The sequence below is a fragment of the Leisingera sp. M527 genome (assembly GCF_025141525.1).
In the GTDB taxonomy this organism is placed as follows: domain Bacteria; phylum Pseudomonadota; class Alphaproteobacteria; order Rhodobacterales; family Rhodobacteraceae; genus Leisingera.
In genome coordinates this window covers 178,295-198,820 of the sequence record NZ_CP081037.1, presented here as the reverse complement: position 1 = coordinate 198,820, position 20,526 = coordinate 178,295, and the positions used below count along the sequence as shown (strand labels likewise).

At 61.6% G+C, this 20,526-nt stretch carries 24 protein-coding genes; 10 read left to right on the top strand and 14 right to left on the bottom strand.

Going from position 1 to position 20,526, the window contains the following annotated elements; all coding sequences use genetic code 11:
* Positions 1-44 precede the first annotated feature (44 nt).
* Together K3555_RS01035 and K3555_RS01030 are read right to left on the bottom strand one after the other, a co-directional pair.
* Positions 45-941, bottom strand: coding sequence for a cation diffusion facilitator family transporter (locus K3555_RS01035; protein WP_260007080.1), 897 nt, complete (start codon positions 939-941; stop codon positions 45-47).
* A gap of 22 nt (positions 942-963) precedes the next feature.
* The gene (locus K3555_RS01030) at positions 964-1,731 is read right to left on the bottom strand and encodes a sulfite exporter TauE/SafE family protein (RefSeq protein ID WP_259989241.1); all 768 of its coding nucleotides are present in this window, start codon (positions 1,729-1,731) and stop codon (positions 964-966) included.
* A 145-nt stretch (positions 1,732-1,876) separates the two neighbouring features.
* Between K3555_RS01030 and K3555_RS01025 the strand changes: the two genes are divergently transcribed.
* The 3 genes from K3555_RS01025 to K3555_RS01015 all read left to right on the top strand — a co-directional run bounded on the left by K3555_RS01025 (position 1,877) and on the right by K3555_RS01015 (position 5,037).
* The gene (locus tag K3555_RS01025) at positions 1,877-3,562 is read left to right on the top strand and encodes an acyl-CoA dehydrogenase family protein (RefSeq protein ID WP_260007079.1); all 1,686 of its coding nucleotides are present in this window, start codon (positions 1,877-1,879) and stop codon (positions 3,560-3,562) included.
* Between the two features lie 174 nt (positions 3,563-3,736).
* Positions 3,737-4,420 (top strand): SGNH/GDSL hydrolase family protein, encoded by a 684-nt coding sequence (locus K3555_RS01020; RefSeq protein ID WP_260007078.1) that lies wholly within the window; start codon positions 3,737-3,739, stop codon positions 4,418-4,420.
* Positions 4,421-4,644: 224 nt separating this feature from the next.
* Positions 4,645-5,037: an META domain-containing protein gene (locus tag K3555_RS01015; RefSeq protein WP_260007077.1), complete on the top strand. Its 393-nt coding sequence runs from the start codon at positions 4,645-4,647 to the stop codon at positions 5,035-5,037.
* Here the strand turns inward: K3555_RS01015 and recO are convergent.
* The 3 genes from recO to era all read right to left on the bottom strand — a co-directional run bounded on the left by recO (position 5,021) and on the right by era (position 7,139).
* Complete coding sequence (gene recO / locus K3555_RS01010; protein ID WP_260007076.1) at positions 5,021-5,746, bottom strand: DNA repair protein RecO; 726 nt, start codon at positions 5,744-5,746, stop codon at positions 5,021-5,023. The genes K3555_RS01015 and recO overlap by 17 nt on opposite strands.
* Before the next feature lie 69 nt (positions 5,747-5,815).
* Positions 5,816-6,145, bottom strand: a complete 330-nt coding sequence (locus K3555_RS01005; RefSeq protein ID WP_129369334.1) for a DUF1491 family protein — start codon at positions 6,143-6,145, stop codon at positions 5,816-5,818.
* A gap of 88 nt (positions 6,146-6,233) precedes the next feature.
* Positions 6,234-7,139, bottom strand: coding sequence for a GTPase Era (gene era, locus K3555_RS01000; RefSeq protein ID WP_260007075.1), 906 nt, complete (start codon positions 7,137-7,139; stop codon positions 6,234-6,236).
* Between the two features lie 201 nt (positions 7,140-7,340).
* On the opposite strand from era, the gene K3555_RS00995 reads away from it, so the two are divergent.
* Positions 7,341-8,720 carry a multicopper oxidase family protein gene (locus K3555_RS00995; RefSeq protein WP_260007074.1) on the top strand — a complete coding sequence of 460 codons (1,380 nt, stop codon included), beginning with the start codon at positions 7,341-7,343 and terminating at the stop codon, positions 8,718-8,720.
* A 4-nt stretch (positions 8,721-8,724) separates the two neighbouring features.
* Here the strand turns inward: K3555_RS00995 and rnc are convergent, their stop codons facing one another.
* From rnc to folK, 9 genes are all read right to left on the bottom strand, one after another.
* Complete coding sequence (rnc, locus tag K3555_RS00990; RefSeq protein ID WP_260007072.1) at positions 8,725-9,402, bottom strand: ribonuclease III; 678 nt, start codon at positions 9,400-9,402, stop codon at positions 8,725-8,727.
* Positions 9,399-10,235 carry a signal peptidase I gene (gene lepB / locus K3555_RS00985; RefSeq protein WP_259995223.1) on the bottom strand — a complete coding sequence of 279 codons (837 nt, stop codon included), beginning with the start codon at positions 10,233-10,235 and terminating at the stop codon, positions 9,399-9,401. The genes rnc and lepB overlap by 4 nt, the downstream gene beginning before the upstream one ends.
* A 58-nt stretch (positions 10,236-10,293) precedes the next feature.
* Complete coding sequence (acpS, locus tag K3555_RS00980; protein WP_260007071.1) at positions 10,294-10,725, bottom strand: holo-ACP synthase; 432 nt, start codon at positions 10,723-10,725, stop codon at positions 10,294-10,296.
* A complete protein-coding gene (locus K3555_RS00975; RefSeq protein ID WP_260007070.1) occupies positions 10,722-11,141 on the bottom strand; it encodes an ABZJ_00895 family protein in 420 nt (139 codons plus the stop codon). Before K3555_RS00975 ends, acpS begins: the two co-directional genes overlap by 4 nt.
* A gap of 7 nt (positions 11,142-11,148) precedes the next feature.
* Complete coding sequence (locus K3555_RS00970; protein WP_260007069.1) at positions 11,149-11,895, bottom strand: pyridoxine 5'-phosphate synthase; 747 nt, start codon at positions 11,893-11,895, stop codon at positions 11,149-11,151.
* Between the two features lie 105 nt (positions 11,896-12,000).
* A complete protein-coding gene (locus K3555_RS00965; protein WP_259989215.1) occupies positions 12,001-12,642 on the bottom strand; it encodes a DUF2062 domain-containing protein in 642 nt (213 codons plus the stop codon).
* 43 nt (positions 12,643-12,685) lie between these two features.
* Positions 12,686-14,833 (bottom strand): bifunctional (p)ppGpp synthetase/guanosine-3',5'-bis(diphosphate) 3'-pyrophosphohydrolase, encoded by a 2,148-nt coding sequence (locus tag K3555_RS00960; RefSeq protein ID WP_259989214.1) that lies wholly within the window; start codon positions 14,831-14,833, stop codon positions 12,686-12,688.
* Between the two features lie 36 nt (positions 14,834-14,869).
* A complete protein-coding gene (rpoZ, locus tag K3555_RS00955) occupies positions 14,870-15,223 on the bottom strand; it encodes a DNA-directed RNA polymerase subunit omega (RefSeq protein WP_129369324.1) in 354 nt (117 codons plus the stop codon).
* A gap of 84 nt (positions 15,224-15,307) precedes the next feature.
* Positions 15,308-15,886, bottom strand: coding sequence for a 2-amino-4-hydroxy-6-hydroxymethyldihydropteridine diphosphokinase (gene folK, locus K3555_RS00950; RefSeq protein ID WP_260007067.1), 579 nt, complete (start codon positions 15,884-15,886; stop codon positions 15,308-15,310).
* A gap of 137 nt (positions 15,887-16,023) precedes the next feature.
* Between folK and K3555_RS00945 the strand changes: the two genes are divergently transcribed.
* The 6 genes from K3555_RS00945 (at position 16,024) to K3555_RS00920 (ending at position 20,357) form a co-directional block, all read left to right on the top strand.
* Complete coding sequence (locus K3555_RS00945; RefSeq protein WP_019296609.1) at positions 16,024-16,593, top strand: NYN domain-containing protein; 570 nt, start codon at positions 16,024-16,026, stop codon at positions 16,591-16,593.
* Between the two features lie 387 nt (positions 16,594-16,980).
* A complete protein-coding gene (ispH, locus tag K3555_RS00940; RefSeq protein ID WP_260007066.1) occupies positions 16,981-17,931 on the top strand; it encodes a 4-hydroxy-3-methylbut-2-enyl diphosphate reductase in 951 nt (316 codons plus the stop codon).
* Between the two features lie 102 nt (positions 17,932-18,033).
* Positions 18,034-18,648 (top strand): LysE family translocator, encoded by a 615-nt coding sequence (locus K3555_RS00935; protein WP_237455849.1) that lies wholly within the window; start codon positions 18,034-18,036, stop codon positions 18,646-18,648.
* 18 nt (positions 18,649-18,666) lie between these two features.
* A complete protein-coding gene (locus tag K3555_RS00930; protein ID WP_259989206.1) occupies positions 18,667-19,260 on the top strand; it encodes a class I SAM-dependent methyltransferase in 594 nt (197 codons plus the stop codon).
* Positions 19,253-19,717: a ribonuclease HI gene (rnhA, locus tag K3555_RS00925; RefSeq protein WP_134830827.1), complete on the top strand. Its 465-nt coding sequence runs from the start codon at positions 19,253-19,255 to the stop codon at positions 19,715-19,717. Before K3555_RS00930 ends, rnhA begins: the two co-directional genes overlap by 8 nt.
* A gap of 16 nt (positions 19,718-19,733) precedes the next feature.
* Complete coding sequence (locus tag K3555_RS00920) at positions 19,734-20,357, top strand: trimeric intracellular cation channel family protein (protein WP_259989204.1); 624 nt, start codon at positions 19,734-19,736, stop codon at positions 20,355-20,357.
* The last annotated feature ends 169 nt before the right edge of the window (positions 20,358-20,526 follow it).

Here is a 20,526-nt window from a genome sequence, read left to right as displayed (position 1 = left end):
TTCGTGAGCGGTTAAACGGGAGGCCGGGCGGAAATGCAATCGCTTCAGCGCGGCGTGATCCCGGCAGGTTCCAGCTTGGTCTCAGGCTCCACGTGAATCACCGGCTGCGCGTCGGGAAAGGCCTTGCGCAACGCGCCTTCCACCCGGTCGCAGATGTCATGCGCTTCCTGGACAGTCATGCTGCCGTTGACAACCATGTGGCACTCCACAAACAGCGCCCGGCCTGCGCGGCGGGTTTTAAGGCCATGCACCTGCAACGCTCCGGCGGCCGAACTGTGGATGATTTCCTCGACCTCCGCACGTTCTCCTTCGGGGGCGGCGGTATCCATCAGCCCGTTCACCGATGCGGCAATCACCAACCAGCCTTCGCGCAGGATATTGACCGCAACCAGCAGCGCCAGCAGCGGGTCAAGCACAGCCCAGCCGCTGGCCAGTGCCAGCACCAGGCCCAGCAACACCCCTGCCGACGTCCAGACGTCGCTCATCAGGTGCCGCCCGCCGGCAGACAGCGCCGGTGAATGCAGCCGCCTGCCCGCCCGTAACAGCACCCGCGCCCAGACCAGGTTCACGCCCATTGCCATGGCATTGACCACCATGCCCGCCGTGCCCCACTCGGCGGCGGCAGGCCGGCCCAAGGCATTCACGGCTTCATGCACGATGACCAAAGCGGCGATGACAATCAGGATGCCTTCGGCCACGGCAGAGAAGTATTCAGCCTTATGATGGCCAAAAGGGTGGCCCGCATCCGGCGGCCGCTGGGCGTAGCGCACAGCAAACCAGGCCATAACCGCGCCGCCGATATTCACCAGCGACTCCAGCGCATCAGACAGCAGCGCAACTGAGCCTGTCATCACCCATGCCGCCGTCTTCAGCCCCATAACCGCCAGCGCGATCAGGATAGAGCCTGTAGCCAGCTGCCCGGCACTTAGACGTTGATGCATGATCCCATCCTCCGGCCCCTGGTCACATCAGCAAGCCGCGGCGCAGCAGGTTCACCCCCGCGATCAGCAGAACCACAAGTGTTGCGCGGCGGAACAGCACCTGATCGATCCGGTCATGCAGCAGACCGCCGATCCACATGCCTGCCACTGCCGGCACAATCAGCACCAGCGAGAAGGGCGCAGTCTCAATCCGCATCACGCCGGATCCAATATGTGCGACCAGAAGCGCCACTGCGCCAAGGCCATAGATCACTCCTTGCACCCGGATCTGCTCTGTTTTTTCAGTATTCAATGCGGTCAGGTAGGCGACCGTCGGCGGCCCCCAAACTCCGGAGACACCGCCAATCAGCCCGGCGATGCCGCCTACCATGGCCTCGCTGCGGCGGGAGGGATAGGTGATGGTGAATGTCTTGCCCATCAGCTGGATACAGGCAAAGACCGTGACCGGCAGGCCGATCACCAAAAGCAGCGCCTGCTGCGGCAGCAGCCGCACTGATTGGGCGCTCAGCAGCAGGCAAACGAGACCTATCAGCAAGAATACCCGGAACTTGCGGATCGAGGCCATCGCTGCGTCCGGCCCCTGGCGCAGCGCCTGCATGCCGTTTGTCACCAGGGTCGGCAGAATCAGCCCCGCCAATGCCAGATCCGGAGCCAGGAACAAGCTGAGACCGGAAATGAAAATCATCGGCATGGCAAAACCAACCAGGCCTTTGACGGTGCCTGCCAGCAGCGCGATGCCAAAAGCCGCTGCCAGCTCTGCCGGGGAAAGGAGTGAAAACAATGCAGTCATATCTCCGCTGTACCACATCCGGGCCGTGCTGCACGGGCAAAATCAATACGCAACATTTGATCCAAACGCCGCACCTGTGAGTATTTTTGTTGCGCTGCACCTGCAAAATGATTTACCACCGGGCGACCGAAGAAGGATCTGATTCATGGCTCATGACGGACAGGACTTGCAGATGAAACCGACACTCATTCCCGACCTGCTGGCACTGACCGGCGCCGCACTGGAACCGCTGGACCAGCTGCTTGAGGCCGCTCGCGCCTCGGTCAAGGACATGGTGAGCGAAGAGGGCCGGATCTCCGGCCGCCTGATCGAGGAAAACCAGGTTGCCGCACATGGCCTGTCGTGGCTGGCAACCTATGTCTACAGCCTGCGGCAGATGCAGAAATGGGCCGAAAAGCTGCAAGCCGAGGGCAAGTTCAGCGAATTGGATCAGCTGATCCATCAGATCGGTTTCGGCGAATACCTTTGGCAGGTCTACGGCGGCATCCAGATGAACCAGGGCGAGATTATCCGCCTGCAGGATCTGGGCCTCTCCCAGGACGCGCAGCGCGGGCTGATGGTGCCTGCAGTGATGACACTGTGCGAACAAGGCAACAGCCAAGCCGCCCGTACCCGCCTCGTGGAACTGATGGAAGAGCAGGCCGGCGCCACCATGTTCGGCGCTTCAGGCCTGGAAGAAGAACTGGAAATGATCCGCGACCAGTTCCGCCGCTATGCGGTGGAGAAGGTAGAGCCGCACGCCCATGACTGGCACCTGAAGGACGAGCTGATCCCGCTCAGCGTGATCGAAGAGCTGGCCGAGATGGGCGTATTCGGCCTGACTATCCCCGAGGAATACGGTGGATTCGGCCTGTCCAAGGCGTCGATGGTCGTGGTTTCGGAAGAACTGTCGCGCGGCTATATCGGTGTCGGATCACTTGGCACCCGTTCGGAGATTGCAGCCGAGCTGATCCTGTGCGGCGGCACCGAGGAGCAGAAAGCCAACTGGCTGCCCAAGCTGTCCAGCGCCGAGATCCTGCCCACCGCCGTGTTCACCGAACCGAACACCGGTTCCGACCTCGGCTCCCTGCGCACCCGGGCTGTGAAGGATGAAAACGGCGACTATAAGATTACCGGCAACAAGACCTGGATCACCCATGCCGCCCGCACCCATGTGATGACCCTGCTTGCACGCACTGATCCGAACACCACGGACCATCGCGGCCTGTCGATGTTCCTGGCAGAGAAGACACCCGGCACCGATGAGGCACCGTTCCCGACCGAAGGCATGACCGGCGGCGAAATCGAAGTTCTCGGCTACCGGGGCATGAAGGAATACGAGCTGGGTTTCGACAACTTCCACGTGAAGGGCGGGAACCTTCTGGGCGGTGAGGAAAACAAAGGCTTCAAACAGCTGATGGAGACCTTTGAATCGGCCCGCATCCAGACCGCGGCCCGTGCAATCGGCGTGGCCCAGTCGGCACTGGACATCGCCATGCAGTACGCGCAGGACCGCAAGCAGTTTGGCAAATCGCTGATCAAATTCCCGCGTGTGTCCGGCAAGCTTGCAATGATGGCGGTGGAAATCATGATCGCCCGCCAGCTGACCTATTTCTCGGCCTGGGAAAAAGACCACGGCCACCGCTGCGACCTGGAGGCCGGAATGGCCAAGCTCCTGGGTGCCCGGGTCGCCTGGGCCGCCGCGGACAACGGGTTGCAGATCCACGGCGGCAACGGGTTTGCGACAGAGTATAAAATCTCCCGCGTGTTGTGCGACGCCAGGATCCTGAATATCTTTGAAGGCGCGGCAGAAATTCAGGCCCAGGTTATCGCCCGCCGCCTGCTGGGCTGAACCGGCTGAAAGCAATTCCTACGGGAGCAATCCTGTTCAGGCCCGGCGTTTACGCCGGGCTTATTGCAGCCGCAGCCCGTCCAGAGTGCGTTCGCGCTGCAACCAGCGCACGGAATAAGACTGTTTCCAATCCTGGTTATTCGATCTTTCATCAATTGTGGTTAACAAGAGTCCATGACACTCTTTCGCTGCTTCCTGCTTCCCTTGCTGTTTTTGTTTTCCGCCTGTGCCGCTGCGGTGCCGCCGGAACAATCCCCCCGCATCTTGGCGATGGGGGATTCCCTGCTGGCCTGGCACAGCCTGGCAGGTAAATCCATCGCAGACACCGTTGCCCGCGAGTTGCAGGAACCAGTCGTTGACCGCTCGGTCTCGGCCGCGCGGATCATCTACAAGCTGCCGATTTCAGGCGCGGCAGGGATGCAGATCCGCAAACAGTACAAGCCCGGAAAATGGGACTGGGTGATCGTGAATGGCGGCGGAAATGATCTGTGGCTCGGCTGCGGCTGTTTTGCCTGTAACCGGAAACTGAACAAACTGGTTTCCCCCGACGGACGCAAAGGTGCGATTCCGGGCATGCTGTCAGAACTGCGCGCAACCGGTGCCAAGGTGATTTACGTCGGCTATCTGCGCAGCCCCGGCACCGGCTCGCTGATTGAGCACTGCCGCGACGAAGGAAACGAGCTGGAATCCCGCATCGAACGGCTGGCCGCGCTGGACACAGGCATTCATTTCCTGTCGCTCAAGGATTTGGTGCCCTTCGGCGACCGGTCTTATCACGCGCTCGACATGATCCACCCGTCGGTAAAGGCCAGCGACGAGATTGGCCGCAAGGTGGCCGAAATTATCCAGGCAAATTAGGCGGCCCCTCCCGCCCCTTCAGATGCGTTCTTGGAATGCACTTTCTGCGCCGTTGCGTCCGGACCCGGCCCGCGCCGCGCATAGCGCGGCGCCACGCCCAACGGGAGAAAGGTATTTTCAATGCCGCCGCGACGGGCGGGAGCCGTCACTTTTTCAGGGCGAGGCCTTGCATTTTCTGCCCCCTCTTGGCCAGAGTGTACAAATTGCTTCAATTGGGAAACCCGGTGCCGCGCGTCGCTTGGATCTGTTCACTGCTGTTTGCCAGTGCCTGCACCGGCGACGAAACGCTTTCAGCTTACGGTGCGGCGGGAAAGGTCTGGCACCTCTCCAGCATTGATAATGCAGCCTATCCCGCATTTGTCTGGCTGACCTTCCCGGAACCTGGAAAAATCGCAGGGCGGGCACCCTGCAACAGTTTCCAGGGCACTCAGACGGCGCCTTACCCCTGGTTCAGCGCTGAGGCGCTTACTGCTGCACGCGCTGCCTGCCCGGAACTGGCACTCGAAGCCGATTTCCTGCAGTCCCTTCAGAAAATGACGCTGGCCGAGGTTTCCGGCGATGTGCTGATCCTTAGCAACGGCCAGGGACGCGAGATGCTGTTCACAGCCGGCGGATGAGCAGGTCTGTCAGCCGCCCCCGCGCCTCCGGCACTGGCTGATTGCCCAAAGACGGCGCCAGATGTGCGTCCAGAAAATAGCCAGTGGTGCGCAGCGCCTGCACAATTTCCGCATCCTCCGCGCTGCCCTGCCCCAGCATCACCGGCGGCAAAGGCAGCAGCCGCTCCGCCCAGCCTCCGGCGCCTTCACGTGAAACAGCCCGGCCGGATTTCGGTGACACATAACACAGGGCGCTGCCACTGCCGGTCACGGCGCAGGCTGTCAGATCGAGGCCAAACCCCATCTCCTCCAGCAGCGCCAACTCCCAGCGCAGATAGGCAAGCGGCCAGAGATCTTCATTACCCAAGAGATCCAGCAACCGTTCACTGCGGGTATAGAGGTCAGGATGCGGCTCACGCTCTGGGAGGCAGAAGGACAGCAGCGCTGTCACCGCATTAAGGCCGGCCAGCGCCAGCCGTCCGGACATCGCAGCTGCAGCACGGCTGCGTAAAGGCTCAGCGTGATAGCTGCCCAGATGGTCCTCCAGCCGTGCTCTCCAGGTCAGGTCCAGCTGCGCACCAGGCTGCAGTATCGGTGCCAGCTTGCGGCTGGCACCGCCGCGCACCATGCCCGCGTGGCGGCCATGCTCTTCTGTAAAGACGTCGATGATGGCCGCGTTTTCACCGTGGCGGCGCACTGAAAGCAATATGCCGTGATCACGCCACTCCACTGGCGGCCCTCACTGTTGTTCTGGCAGCCTCAGCAGACCGCATTGCGGTGCGTTCCGCAAGCGTCAAGACTATTCCAACCCAGGCTCGTCCAGCAGATGTCGTCCAGCCCGGTCTTCGACCTCAATAACCCAGAGGTCGGGATCAAACGACCGCTGACGCAGGATAGAGGTGTCGACCTCAGCCTCCGGCCCGGCTGAAAGCCCATCCCATTTGCGCGCGCCGCTCATCAGATCATAAGTGCGGTGGAAAGCGCGTGCCTGGCCGTCCAGGGTGTTGAGTTTCACCAGTACGGCACCCGCCGTGTCGTCACCATGCGACGTGACAAAGGCAGGGATTCCCATCAGCCGCAGCCGGGCCAGATAGGCCTGCACCCAGAATTCAGCAGTAAGGCGGGTCATGCTGCGCGTTTTCCGGCGGTACCGCCGGTTGAACGCACGGGAGCCTCCGACGGGAGTATTTTCACAAAGGTGAAACGCATGGGCCGCTTCAATTGCCGTCTTTGAAGTCGAGGCCCATTTCGGAATAGCGCTCGGCTTCTTCCAGCCAATTCGGGCGCACCTTCACTTGCAGGAACAAATGCACCTTGCGGTCCAGGAATTCTTCCAGCTCGGCGCGGGCAGCCTGGCTGACCGCTTTGATCGTTTCGCCCCGTTTGCCCAGAACAATACCCTTATGCCCGTCGCGCACCACATAGATCAATTGATCCACCCGGGCTGAGCCGTCCTTGCGTTCTTCCCAATTTTCGGTTTCGACCGTCAGTTGGTAAGGCAGTTCCTGGTGCAGGCGCAAAGTCAGTTTTTCGCGGGTCATTTCTGCCGCGATCATCCGCATCGGCAGGTCGGCGATCTGATCCTCGGGATAGAGCCAGGGGCTTTCCGGCAGTTTGCCCGCCAGCCACTGGCGCAGGTCATCCACACCATGGCCGCGCTCGGCCGAGATCATGAAGGTTTCGGCAAATGTGTAGCGGCTGTTCAGATTCTCAGCGAGGCCCAGCAGCTTTTCCGCAGGCACCCTGTCAATCTTGTTGATGGCCAGCGCCACTTTGCGGCCAGTGCCGATTTCTTCAAGCCCGTCCAGAATGGTTTCGACGCCTTCGGTGATGCCCCGGTGCGCCTCGACCATCAGCACCACAACGTCGGCATCCGCTGCGCCGCCCCAGGCGGCCGCGACCATAGCGCGGTCCAGGCGGCGGCGTGGTTTGAACAGGCCAGGGGTGTCGACGAAAACCAGCTGCGCGTCGCCTTCCATCGCTACGCCGCGGATCCGGGTGCGGGTGGTCTGCACCTTATGGGTCACGATCGAGACCTTGGCCCCGACCATACGGTTCAGAAGGGTCGATTTGCCCGCGTTGGGCTCTCCGATCAGGGCAACGAATCCGGCGCGTGTGGTCATCTTTACTGGTCCTGTTTGCAGAGTAGACCCCCTACAGGATTTTACCCACAGGGGCCAGAGGCGTTTTCAACGGGGAGCCGGCACCTTCCCGCAACCTTGCCCTATGTCAAAGACCTGTGGCAGATCCAATGTGACAACCGCAGCGCCGAGCCATTCCGCGAGCCAGGCTTTTCATGACATTTTTCCTTGGGGAGGCTTCCGATGAGACGCCGTGATTTTCTGCTTGGATCTGCTGCGACGGCAGGGGTGATGGGCGCCGCGTCCAGGGGCGGCGCTCGCAGCACCGTACAGCAGCTGACCATCCAGACCGCCCGTTTTGCCTTTCGCGAACAACCAACAGACGGGCTGGTGAGCCTGCTGCCGAATGCGCCGCCGCCGGTTCTTTACGGAACCCAGGGCGACCCCATGCACCTGCGGGTGGTCAACGGCACCGAAGATTACACCGCGATGCACTGGCACGGGCTGCGGATCGCCAACGCAATGGACGGGGTGCCCTATCTGACCCAGATGCCAATCGCGGGCGGAGAGGCGTTTGACTATGATTTCACCCCGCCGGACGCCGGCACCTACTGGTATCACCCCCATTGCATGACCATGGCGCAGATGGCGCATGGGCTGACCGGGGTGATGGTGATCAAAGAAGCAGAGGATCCCGGTTTCGACGGTGATCAAGTGATCAACCTGCGCGACTTCCGGCTGGATGGGAATGGCGGCTTCCTGCCTTACTACACCGCCCGCGGCGCGGCCCGCGGCGGAACCCATGGCAATGTGCTGACCGCGAACTGGCTGCAGGCGCCGGTTTACGATCATCCCGCGGGCGGGCTGGTGCGGTTGCGGGTGGTGAACAGCGACACCACACGGATTTACAAGCTGCATCTCAGCACCGGTCAGGCAAGGATTATCGCTTGGGATGGGCATCCCGTCGAAATTGACGTTCCCCTGCCGTCTGTTGACGAACCGCTGCTGATCGGCCCTGGCCAGCGGGTCGATTTCGCGGTGCGGATGCCAGCAAGCGAGGGGCAGACGGCGGATCTGCTGGCAGAGCTGCCAGGACAGCCCACCCGCACCATGGCGCAGCTGCGATCCGTTGGCGGGGGCCTCGGACGGGACCTGCGGGATCTGAAGCCGCTGGCTGCCAACCCCGTTTCACGTCCAGACCTCTCAAGCGCCGAGATGCTCGACTTCGTCTTTGGCTGGACGCCGGAGGGCGGGCCGCCGAATGACGGCTATTGCGGTTCCTTGGGATACAGTTTCTGGTCGATCAATCGAACGCCCTGGGCCGGAGATGCGGCCAAGGGCACCGGGCCGTTGGCGACCCTGAAGCGTGGCAAAAGCTATGTGCTGCGGCTCAGGAATGAATCGCCGAACCTGCATCCGATCCATTTGCACGGGCTGGCGTTCATCCCGATCCGCTCCAACCTGCGCAGGCTGCCGCCGCTGGTGACGGATACCATGCTGCTGCTGAAGGATGAGGTGGCCGAGATCGCGCTGGTCGCCGACAATCCAGGCGACTGGGCGTTCCATTGCCATGTGATCGAACATCAGAAAACCGGTCTCGCGGGCTATATCCGCGTGACCTGAGTGTTCAGCCGAGCTGGTCCAGCAGAGCTTTGGCGGCGGCCTGTTCGGCCTGCCGTTTAGAGCCTGCGGTGGCTTGTGCTTCGGTGCCGTCCTGCAGCCGCGCTGCGATAGTGAAGACCGGTGCGTGATCAGGGCCGCTGCGGGACACTTCGACATAGTCCGGCGGCTTTTGTCCGCGTGCCTGTGCCCATTCCTGCAGCGAGGTCTTGGCGTCGCGCGCATCGCTTTCGACCTGATGAACACGGCGGCCCCACAGACGCAGGATCATCTCTGCTGCGGCCTCAAAGCCTGCGTCTTTGTAGACTGCAGCAATCACCGCCTCCATCGCGTCGCCCAGCAGCGCCTGCTTGCGCCGGCCGCCAGACATCATCTCCGACCGGCCCAGTTTCAGCACCGCGCCCAGGTCGATTTCAGCGGCAACATCCGCGCAGGCTTCCTTGCGCACCAGCGCGTTGAAACGCGGCGCCAGCTGGCCCTCGGTGGCGGTCTTGTCATGCTCCAGCAGAGCCGTTGCCATCACCAGCCCCAGTACCCTGTCGCCCAGGAATTCCAGCCGCTGGTTGTCCTTGCGGTTGGGCGAGGACACAGACGCGTGGGTCACGGCGCGCTGCAACAGGTCGGGGCGGGCAAAGCGATGCCCGATCCGGTCTTCAAACGCGCGCAATTCCTTGGACAGCTTCACTGGATCCCCTTGAAGAAACGGTCGCTCCGCCAGGTCCAGAAGTAGAGCATGGACCGCCCGGCTGAGGAGAACATGATCCGGTCGGCCCGGCCGATCAGGTTTTCAAATGGCACAAATCCAACCCCGCCGGCAGACTGCGGCAAGCGGCTGTCCGAGGAATTGTCCCGGTTGTCGCCCATAAAGAAGTAGTGGCCTTCCGGCACCTGGTAGACGCCGGTATGATCCATGCCCTGATTGGTGATGTTGAGCACAATATGCTCATTGCCGCCCGGCAGAGTTTCCAGTTTCCGCGACTTATTGCAGACAGCCCCCTGGCCCACCGGTGCGTTTTCGCATCGCGGGAAAGATCCCTGCGGCCCCTGGCGTTCCATTACTTCCTCAAAATCGCCGGCATCCTGCAGTTTCACTGCTTCGCCGTTGATGAACAGCACGCCGTTCTTCATCTGGATCTTGTCACCCGGCAGACCGATCAGCCGTTTGATGAAGTCATTGCTGTTGACCGGATGGCGGAACACCACCACATCGCCGCGCTTGGGCTGGCCGCCCATCAGACGGGTGTTGTCGCCGTCCAGAAATCCGCAGATGTTCTTGGCGTCGATGTTCAGACCAACCGCAGGGATTCGCACGCTGGGACAGGACGCATAAGAATAGCCATAAGCCATCTTGTTCACGAACAGGAAATCCCCGATCAGCAGGGTCTCTTTCATCGATCCGGAGGGGATCCAGAAGGGCTGGAAAAACAGGGTGCGGAAGACACCGGCGATCAGCAGCGCATAGACGATGGTCTTTATCGTCTCGATGATCGAACTGCTGGTCTTTGCTTTGGCCGTCATCAGGCTCTCCGGATTGGAAACAGGGTCCGGCGCTACATGCGGGCCTGAGGGAGGCAAGTCAAGTTCCGCCGGGCAATTCCGCCGGGTTCGCGGGGATGGGGCGCGCCTCGATCACCACAAAGGCCTGTGCCCAGGGGTGGTCATCAGTCAATGTCACGTGGATCACGGCCTCATGGGCAGGGGGCGTCATCTCGCGCAGGCGTTCGGCAGCCCAACCGGTCACATGCATCACCGGCTGGCCGGTGCGCAGGTTGCTGACAGCCATGTCCCTCCAGGCAATCCCCATGCGCAGGCCGGTGCCCAGCGCCTTGGAGCAGGCCTCCTTGGCGGCCCAGCGCTTGGCATAGGTGCCCGCCACGTCGCGGCGGCGTTCGGCCTTCTTCTGTTCGATTTCGGTGAAAACCCGGTTGCGGAACCTATCGCCGAAACGGTCCAGCGTGCGCTGGATGCGCTCAATATTGGCGAGATCGGTTCCAACGCCCAGGATCATTCTTCCAACCGTTTCAACCCCAGCTTGATGCCATGCGCCAGGAACAGGCGGTTGACCATCAGGATGACCGCCAGCAGCAGCAGGAAAATTCCGGCCAGGTAAACAAATGGAATGGTCTCCCGCGCCTCGGCGACCATTGGGGTGTTCCAGTAGAGCGGCAGCTGAATGACGGTCAGCACGGCCACCACCCCGGTCATCGCCGCAGCGTTGATCCAGGCCGTTTTACCTGCCAGCGGCGCCCGGGTTGAATGGGCAATTCGGATCCCTTCAAGAACCGCAGCAAACATCGGCGGCAGAACCGTCGCCAGTCCGGCCGGCATACCAACCCCGAACTGTGCAAGCACCAGTCCCAGCAGAAGCATCGCGACAGAGGCCCCCATCCACAGCAGCCCGTAGCGGATCAGATTGACTGGCATAGCCGCGTTACCCCCGTGCATCATCCATCAGCCGGCGCATTTCCTGCACTGCAGGGGTCAGCCCGCGGAACATCGCCTCACCGATCAGGAAGTGGCCGATGTTCAGCTCCTTCACTTCTGGAAAGGCCGCTACCGGCTTTACTGTTTCATAGGTGAGGCCATGACCTGCATGCACTTCCAGCCCCAGCGAATGGGCAAAAACGGACATCTCGCGCAGCGCTTCCAGTTCGCGGTCGCGGTCCTCGGCCTTGCCCTCGGCGTGATAGTCGCAATAGGCGCCCGTGTGCAGTTCGATCACCTCGGCGCCGATCCGGTGCGCCGCTTCGATCTGCTTTTTATCAGCCGCAATGAAGATCGACACCCGGCAGCCCGCATCGCGCAAGGGTGCGATGTAATGGGCCAGGCGGTTTTCTTCACGGGCGACTTCGAGCCCGCCCTCGGTTGTGCGTTCCTCGCGTTTTTCCGGCACGATGCAAACCGCGTGCGGCTTGTGGCGCAGGGCGATCTTCTGCATTTCCTCGGTCGCTGCCATCTCGAAATTCAGCGGCACGGTCAGCGCTTCCATCAACCCGTCGATATCTGCATCGGTGATATGGCGGCGGTCTTCGCGCAGATGCGCCGTGATCCCGTCGGCGCCAGCCTCCTCGGCCAGCTTCGCGGCGCGGATCGGATCCGGATAGGCACCGCCGCGGGCGTTGCGCACGGTGGCAACATGGTCGATGTTTACGCCCAGGCGCAATTTGTTCTGTGTCATGACAGCTGTCTCATCCGTCTGAAGTCAATGCTTTAACCAAAGACTAGACACCAGCCCGGCAAGAGCAACCCCGCAAGTGATAATGGTACAATCCGGCTGCACGGGTCAGGCGTCAGTCCCGACTTCTGCCCGTTGTTTGATTGCCTCGAACTTCGCCTTGATCTTGGACCGGCGGCGCTGCTGGTAGACGCGGATCACCGGCAGGCTTAGCACATAACAGACCGTGGCGGTGATTATGCCAGGGATGATGCCGCCGATCATGTAAGGGTAGAACACTTCGTTGTAGAACAAATACAGCCCCTGCCAATCGGCAGGCCGGTCGTTGAACAGCGCAATCAGGTTGTCCTTCAGGTCGCCGCCAGCCGCCATGAATTTACCCATCAGGGATTTGTCGACTTCCTCGTCGAACTCGGTGCCCAGGATCCAATGCCCGGTCTGCAGCGAGGCCACTCCGATCGGCACATAGGTCAGCGGGTTGCCAAAGAAGGTGGCGCTGAGCGAGGCAAGAATATTTCCGTTCATCAGCCGGGAAACGATCGCCGCCACAAGAAAATGCAGCCCATAAAAAGGCGTGAAAGTGGTGAACACTCCGGCCCAGATGCCGCGGGCGATGCGCTCGGGCGAATCAGGCAGGCGCCGCACCCGGTGCTTTACATACAGGAACGCCCTTCCCCAGCCGCCGCGCGGCCAGAGAAAATTCGCCAGCGCCCGGAGGGGCGGACGTCTGTCCCGGCGCCTGAATACCAAAGCTGTGCGTCCTTCCCAGTTCCCGGCTCAAAATTTCAGCGGCTTATCCCGGAAAATGGCGTTCTTCCGGCTTGTTCCGGAACCGCGCCACCGCGGCAACATCGCTTTCGGCTTCAAGCGTCAGCATCAGCGAGTGCAGCTGTTCCACATCCCGCAGCTCCACATTGATCATAAGCCGGTAAAAGTCTGGTTTCCTGTCGACAAATTCAAGGTCCGAGATATTGGCCTTTTTCTCGCCAATCAATGTACAAATGCGCCCCAGCACACCGGCGTCATTGCCAATGGTCAGTTCAAGCGTGGTTCCATAGGCCGCCGGGTGGGTGCCGCTGTGCCACTGCACATCCATCCAGCGTTCCGGCTGGTCCTCGAACTCGCCCAGCTTGTCGCAATCCGCAGCATGCACGACAACCCCGCGGCCGCGGTAGGTAATACCAATGATGCGCTCACCCGGCAGCGGCTGGCAGCAGGGCGCGCGCTCAAAGCTTTGCCCCGGCTCCAGGCCGACCACCGCACGGCGCGGAGAGATTTCGTCGCCATCGCCAGTGGTGGTCAGTTCCGGATAAACCGATTGCACCACGTCATGCGCGGTGATCTCTGCCGCGCCAAGCCGCGCCAGCAATTCGTTCACCCCGCCTGCCCGCAAGGCGCGCGCTGCGGTTTCCAGCGCTTTGTCGGTGGCTTTCTTGCCGACATGTTCAAAAGCCGAGCGTGCCAGTTCATGGCCCAGCTTCACAAACCGCGCCCGGTCCGCTTCGCGCAGGGCGCGGCGGATCGCAGTGCGGGCCTTGCCGGTGGTGGCAATCTCCAGCCAGCTGACCTGCGGGGTCTGGCCCTCGGCGGTGATCACATCCACAGACTGGCCGTTGCGCAGCCGGGTCCACAGCGGCACCCGGATCCCGTCTACCTTGGCACCGACACAGGCATGGCCGATGCGGGTGTGGATGGCATAGGCAAAGTCGATCGGCGTCGCGCCCTTGGGCAGTTTGATCACATCGCCCTTTGGCGTAAAGCAGAACACCTGGTCCGAATACATCTCAAGCTTCACCGCCTCGAGGAATTCGTCGTGATCATCCTCTGCATCGAATTGCTCAGTCAGCGAGGCGATCCACTTGGCCGGATCAACGGCAAAGGGGTTTTCGGTGCGCACACCGTCGCGGTAGGACCAATGCGCCGCAACCCCGGTTTCGGCCACGTCGTGCATCTGCCGGGTGCGGATCTGCACCTCAACCCGCTTGCCGTCGCGGCCCGACACCGTGGTGTGGATCGAGCGGTAACCGTTCGATTTCGGCTGGCTGATGTAATCCTTGAACCGGCCCGGCACCGCCCGCCAGCGTTGGTGGATGGCACCCAGCGCGCGGTAAGCGTCTTCTTCCGACAGGGTGATCACCCGAAAGCCATAAATGTCCGACAGCCGGGAAAAACCCTGATCCTTGGCCTGCATCTTGCGCCAGATCGAATAGGGCTTCTTGGCGCGGCCGAACACTTCGGCCTCGATCCCGGTCTTTTCCAGCTCCAGCCGCATGTCGCCGGTGATCCGGTGGATCACATCGCCGGTTTCGCGCTGCAAGGTCACAAAGCGGCGGATGATCGACTGGCGGCCTTCGGCGTTAAGCACGCGGAAGGCCAGATCCTCCAGCTCCTCGCGCATCCATTGCATCCCCATGCGGCCCGCCAGCGGCGCATAGATGTCCATCGTCTCGCGCGCCTTCTGGGCCTGCTTTTCCGGGCGCATCGCCTTGATTGTGCGCATGTTGTGCAGCCGGTCGGCAAGCTTGACCAGGATAACCCGCAGGTCCTTGGACATGGCCATGAACAGCTTGCGGAAGTTCTCAGCCTGCTTGGTCTCGCGGCTGCTGAGCTGCAGATTGGTCAGTTTGGTGACGCCATCGACCAGCATCGCCACCTCATCGCCAAAACGGCGGGTGACCTCCTCGTAAGAGGCCTTGGTGTCTTCGATGGTGTCATGCAAAAGCGCGGTGATGATTGTTGCATCATCCAGGCGCTGTTCGGTCAGGATGGCGGCAACGGCAACCGGATGCGTGAAATAGGGTTCGCCCGAATGGCGGTATTGCCCTTCATGCATCTGCTCGCCGAATGCATAAGCCTCGGCGATCCTGTCCGCATTTGTCTTTGGGTTGTAGTTGCGGACCAGAGCAAGCAGATCTCCAGCGGAAATATCGGGGGAGTTCATGTCCGGTCCGCAGCCTCAAATTCGTCAGCGTACGCCTCAGCCCTGGCCCTGGGCCTCCATCAGCGCGCGCAGCAGTTTCTCTTCAGACATATCGTCATCGGCGGGCTTATCGTGATCCGCGCCCATCAGCAGAGCCATCGAATCTTCTTCCGGCTCATCGACTTCGATCTGAGTCTGGTTGCCTTCGATCAGACGCTCACGCAGATCGTCTGCGCTTTGTGTCTCGTCAGCGATTTCACGCAAGGAAACGACCGGGTTTTTGTCGTTGTCGCGGTCCACGGTGATCGGGGCACCAGCCGAGATTTCGCGGGCACGGTGCGCTGCCAGCATCACCAGCTCAAAGCGGTTGGGCACTTTATCGACGCAATCTTCAACCGTCACGCGGGCCATCAGCGACTCTCCATATCATTCCGGGTCCAGAAGGCAGACATTTACGCCCAAACCTTTCCCTTGACAAGAGCGGAAAACACCGCATCACGCGACCAGCAACGGCGTGACCTCTGCCACATCTTCCGGTGGCAATTCCGCGAGCAGCCCGGCGGCAGTTTTCTGCAGCACCGGGTGGCGCCAGCGCGGCGCAATATCGCAAAGCGGCACCAGCACAAAGGCGCGGTCCTGAATGCGCGGATGCGGCAGGATCAGCTGCCCTGGCGCCTGCCGCATCTGGGTCTCCAGCGGCAGCCCCTGCCAGCGGGCAAACCCGTCCGCATCCGGCAGCACCGCGCCGCCATGGTCAATCAGATCCAGATCAAGCGTACGCATCCCCCAGCGCTGCTCGCGCACCCGCGCAAACTGCGCTTCAATTTCATGCAAGCGCGCCAGCAGCGCGTGCGCGGACAAGGACGTCTCAACCGCAACCGCTGCGTTCACATAATCCGGCCCGGCGCCTGCCGGAAAACAGGGTGTCTGAAAGAACCGCGAGATGCAGCGCAGCACAACATCATCCGATTGCAAAGCGGCAAGAGCCTTTGACAAGGTGGCTTGCGGCGCATCCGCCTCAACAGGCAGGTTGCCGCCAAGCGCGATGAGCGACGTTTTCCGGTTTCCGGCCATTTTTGACCCTATTTCAGAATGGCAGTATACTTGCGGCAGATGACAAATAACTTACATTAAGTCCACCCGTCCCGCTGATTTCAAGCACTCACTCACGGAACACCCGGCCGGGACGGTTATACCGGAAGGAACATTTTATGTTTTATAAAGACGAACGGCTTGCGCTGTTCATAGACGGGTCGAACCTGTACGCCGCAGCTAAGGCGCTTGGGTTTGACATCGACTATAAGCTTTTGCGGCAGGAATTCATGCGCCGCGGCAAGCTTCTGCGGGCCTTTTATTACACTGCCCTGCTGGAGAATGACGAGTATTCACCGATCCGCCCTCTGGTCGACTGGCTGCATTACAACGGCTTCACCATGGTCACCAAACCGGCCAAGGAATACACCGACAGCATGGGCCGCCGCAAAGTCAAAGGCAACATGGATATCGAGCTTACCGTCGATGCCATGGAATTGGCCCCGCGGGTGGACCATATCGTGCTGTTCTCGGGCGATGGCGATTTCCGCCCGCTGATTGCCAGCCTGCAGCGCCAGGGTGTGCGTGTCTCGGTGGTGTCTACCATCCGCAGCCAGCCGCCTATGATCTCGGACGATCTGCGCCGCCAGGCTGACAATTTCATCGAGCTGGAAGAACTGCGCGATGTCATCGGCCGCCCGCCGCGTGAGCAAAGCGAACCGCGTTCAGCGACCGCCGCGCACGGCTAAGAAAAACCTGCCGGAACAAGGCGCCTGATGGGGTGGCGCCCTGTTCCGGACAGCGCGTTCCCCCGCCTGATTATTGATCTGATTGTGGCGGGTTGCCCGTATTGTTGCGTGTGGCGCATCCAGCGTGCCGGAAATGCTCTGCATTGGTAGATCCGCCGGCATCAATAAGCTGCTTTGAGCTTGGCTGGGGCCGTCTGAACGGCTGCGCTAGCCTCTGCCTGTTAGAAGCAAAAATTGTCTTTTTCATACAATCACCGCTGTCCGCGCGGCCCGTCCGGCCTTTTTGCGGCCGGCCGCCGCGGCAAGTTCCGCAGGCACCGGCTGCGGCCGCGCCGGCACTGGACCTTGCGGCCCGAACCGCTTACCTCTGGCCGCAAGGAGACGCCAATGACCAAGCCAGCCCTGACACTCTACCTTGCTGCGCCGCGCGGCTTTTGCGCCGGAGTGGACCGCGCCATCAAGATTGTCGAAATGGCGATCGGGAAATGGGGGGCGCCGGTCTATGTGCGCCACGAAATCGTCCACAATAAATTCGTCGTCGACTCGTTGCGCGACAAGGGCGCGGTGTTTGTCGAGGAGTTGGACGAATGCCCCGATGACCGCCCGGTGATTTTTTCCGCCCACGGGGTTCCCAAATCGGTGCCTGCCGCTGCCAAAGCGCGCGAGATGATCTTTGTCGATGCCACCTGCCCGCTGGTCTCCAAGGTGCATATCGAGGCCCAGCGCCACGCTGAAGCCGGCCTGCAGATGATCATGATAGGCCACAAGGGCCACCCGGAAACCATTGGCACCATGGGACAGCTGCCCGACGGCGAGGTGCTGCTGGTGGAAACCGTCGAGGACGTGGCTGCGGTGGACGTGCGCGACCCGGATCAGCTGGCCTATGTCACCCAGACCACCCTGTCGGTCGATGACACCAAGGGCATCGTGGCAGCGTTGCACCAGCGGTTCCCGAACATTACCGGCCCGCACAAGGAAGATATCTGCTACGCCACCACCAACCGCCAGGAAGCGGTGAAATCGGTGGCGCCCAAAGCAGACGCTCTGCTGGTGGTCGGGGCGCCGAACTCCTCGAATTCCCGCCGCCTGGTCGAAGTCGGCGCCAAAAATGGCTGCGATTACGCCCAATTGGTGCAACGCGCGGACAACATCGACTGGCGCGCGCTGGAGGGCATCAGCTCGGTTGCCATCACCGCCGGCGCTTCCGCCCCGGAACTGCTGGTCAACGAAGTGATCGACGCCTTCCGCACCCGCTATGACGTGACGGTCGAGGTGGTGGAAACCGCTGTCGAAACCGTGGAATTCAAGGTGCCCAAGGTGTTGCGCGAAACCGCCTGACGAAACGCGGCCGGATTGCGGCGAAAGTCACAGAAAACACACCTGCGCTACGCTAATCATGTTACCCAAAAGCACTCGGACATTTTTTCTGGAGCCGCATTGATGATTACTCTGCAATTTCTGATCACCGCCTTTGTTGTTGTCCTCGCCCCGGGTACCGGCGTCATTTACACATTGGCCCTGGGCCTCGGCCAAGGCCGCCGCGCTGCGATCTGGGCCGCGCTTGGCTGCACCTTCGGCATTCTTCCGCACCTGGCTGCTGCGACCCTCGGGCTGGCGGCGGTTCTGCACAGCTCGGCGCTGCTGTTCCAGATCGTCAAGGCCGCAGGCGTTGCCTATCTGCTTTATCTGGCCTGGCAGGCCCTGCGCAGCGGCGGCGTCCTGGCCGTCAGTTCAAAGCGAACCAGCCAGCCCGGCTGGACCATCGCCTGGCGCGGAGCGCTGATCAACATTCTGAACCCCAAACTGTCGGTGTTCTTTCTGGCCCTGCTCCCGCCGTTCCTGAGCGGCACCCCCGCCAGCGCAACACTGGAGATGTCCGTTCTGGGGCTGGTGTTCATGATGATGACCTTCGTTATTTTTGTGTTCTACGGGCTGTTTGCCGCACAGGCCCGCAATTATCTGCTGAACAGCGAGCGGGTGCTGAAATGGATGAGCCGCGGCTTTGCTGCCGTGTTTGCAGGCCTCGCCGCCCGGCTAGCGCTGGAACGCGCCTGAGCCTCCGGAGACCGCAGTATGACCGATTCTGAAACCATCCGCGTCTACGACAGCCGCGCTGCCGATTATGCCGCGCTGACAGATGAGCAAGCCGGAAACGACCCAAGCCTGGCGGCCTTCATCGAAGCCTGCCCCAAGGGTGGCCGGGTGCTTGACCTCGGCTGCGGCCCCGGTATCTCCGCTGCGGCCATGGCCCAATCCGGTCTGCAAGCTGACGCGCTGGACGCCTCTGCAGAGATGGTCGCATTGGCGGACCAGCATGCTGGCGTCAACGCCCGCCGGGCGACCTTCGATCAGATCGGGGGCACCGGGGTCTATGATGGCATCTGGGCCAATTTCAGCTTACTGCACGCCCCGCGCGCCGATATGCCCCGGCATCTGGCAGCCCTCAAGCAGGCGCTGAAACCCGGCGGTGTGTTTCACATCGGCATGAAACTGGGGGAAGGCGAAGCCCGCGACGGTATTGGCCGCCTCTATACCTATTACTCCGAGGACGAACTGGTGCAGCTTCTGGAACAGACTGGCTTTGACGTGAAAACCCGCAAATTCGGCGAGGCTGAGGGCCTGGATGGCACCATGGCCCCCTTCATTCTGGTGACCGCCCATGGCTGAGCTGTTTGCCTATACCGACGGCGCCTGCTCCGGCAACCCCGGCCCCGGCGGATGGGGTGCGTTGCTGCGTGCGATGGATGGAGACACCGTCGTCAAGGAGAAAGAACTGAAGGGGGGCGAAGCCGAAACCACCAACAACCGGATGGAGCTGCTGGCGGCGATTAACGCGCTGGAAAGCCTGGCGCGCCCGTCCACGCTCACCGTGGTGACCGACTCGGCCTATGTGAAGAACGGCGTCACCGGCTGGATCTTCGGCTGGAAGAGAAACGGCTGGAAAACCTCCAGCAAGAAGCCGGTCAAAAACGTCGAGCTGTGGCAGCGCCTGGACGAAGCGCAAGCCCGCCACAAAGTGACTTGGGAATGGGTCAAGGGCCACGCTGGCCACCCGGAGAACGAACGCGCGGATGAGCTGGCCCGCGCGGGCATGGCGCCCTTCAAGAAAAAGAAAAGCGCCTGATGCAAGCGCACCGACTATGACATTTCTGGCGCTGCTGGATTACGCTTCTGTTCTGGTCTTTGCCCTGTCCGGCGCACTGGTGGCCAGCCGGGCACAGCTGGATATCGTCGGCTTTGCCTTTGTTGCCTGCCTGACTGCGCTTGGCGGCGGCACGCTGCGCGACTTGCTTTTGGATCGCAATCCGGTGTTTTGGATCGGCAACCCGAATTACATCCTGCTTGCGGCTTTTGCGGCGGTGGCCGTGTTCTTCTCTGCGCATCTGCTGGAAAGCCGGTTGCGCTGGGTCGTGTGGCTCGACAGTTTTGCGCTGGCCGTAGCTGTCCCCGCGGGGACAGGTGCCGCGCTGGCGCTGGACAGCCCGCCGGTGATCACCGTGCTGATGGGCATGGCCACCGGAACCATGGGCGGTTTGATGCGCGACGTCGTCTGCAACGAGGTGCCATTGGTGCTGAAACAGGGTGAGCTGTACATCTCCTGCGCCATGGCAGGCGCGATCACCGCCGTTATGATGATCTGGCTGGGGCTGGAGGTGCGGTTTGCCCTGCTGGCCTGCGCCGGTGTGTGCTGGACCTTGCGGGCAGGTTCCATCCTGTTCGGCTGGCACCTGCCTGTCTACAAAAGCCGCCCGCCGCGCAGTTAAGGCCGGCTTGCGGTCAGAGCAATGGGCGCCTCCTCCAATCAACCGGAAATACCTGATTGTGAACCCAGTCTTCACAACCCGGATCCGGAAACTGTCACCAGCGCAATCAGATACGCGGCTGCTGCGGAGCAAGTCTGCTCAATCTGGCGGCACCGGCTACCAATCAGCC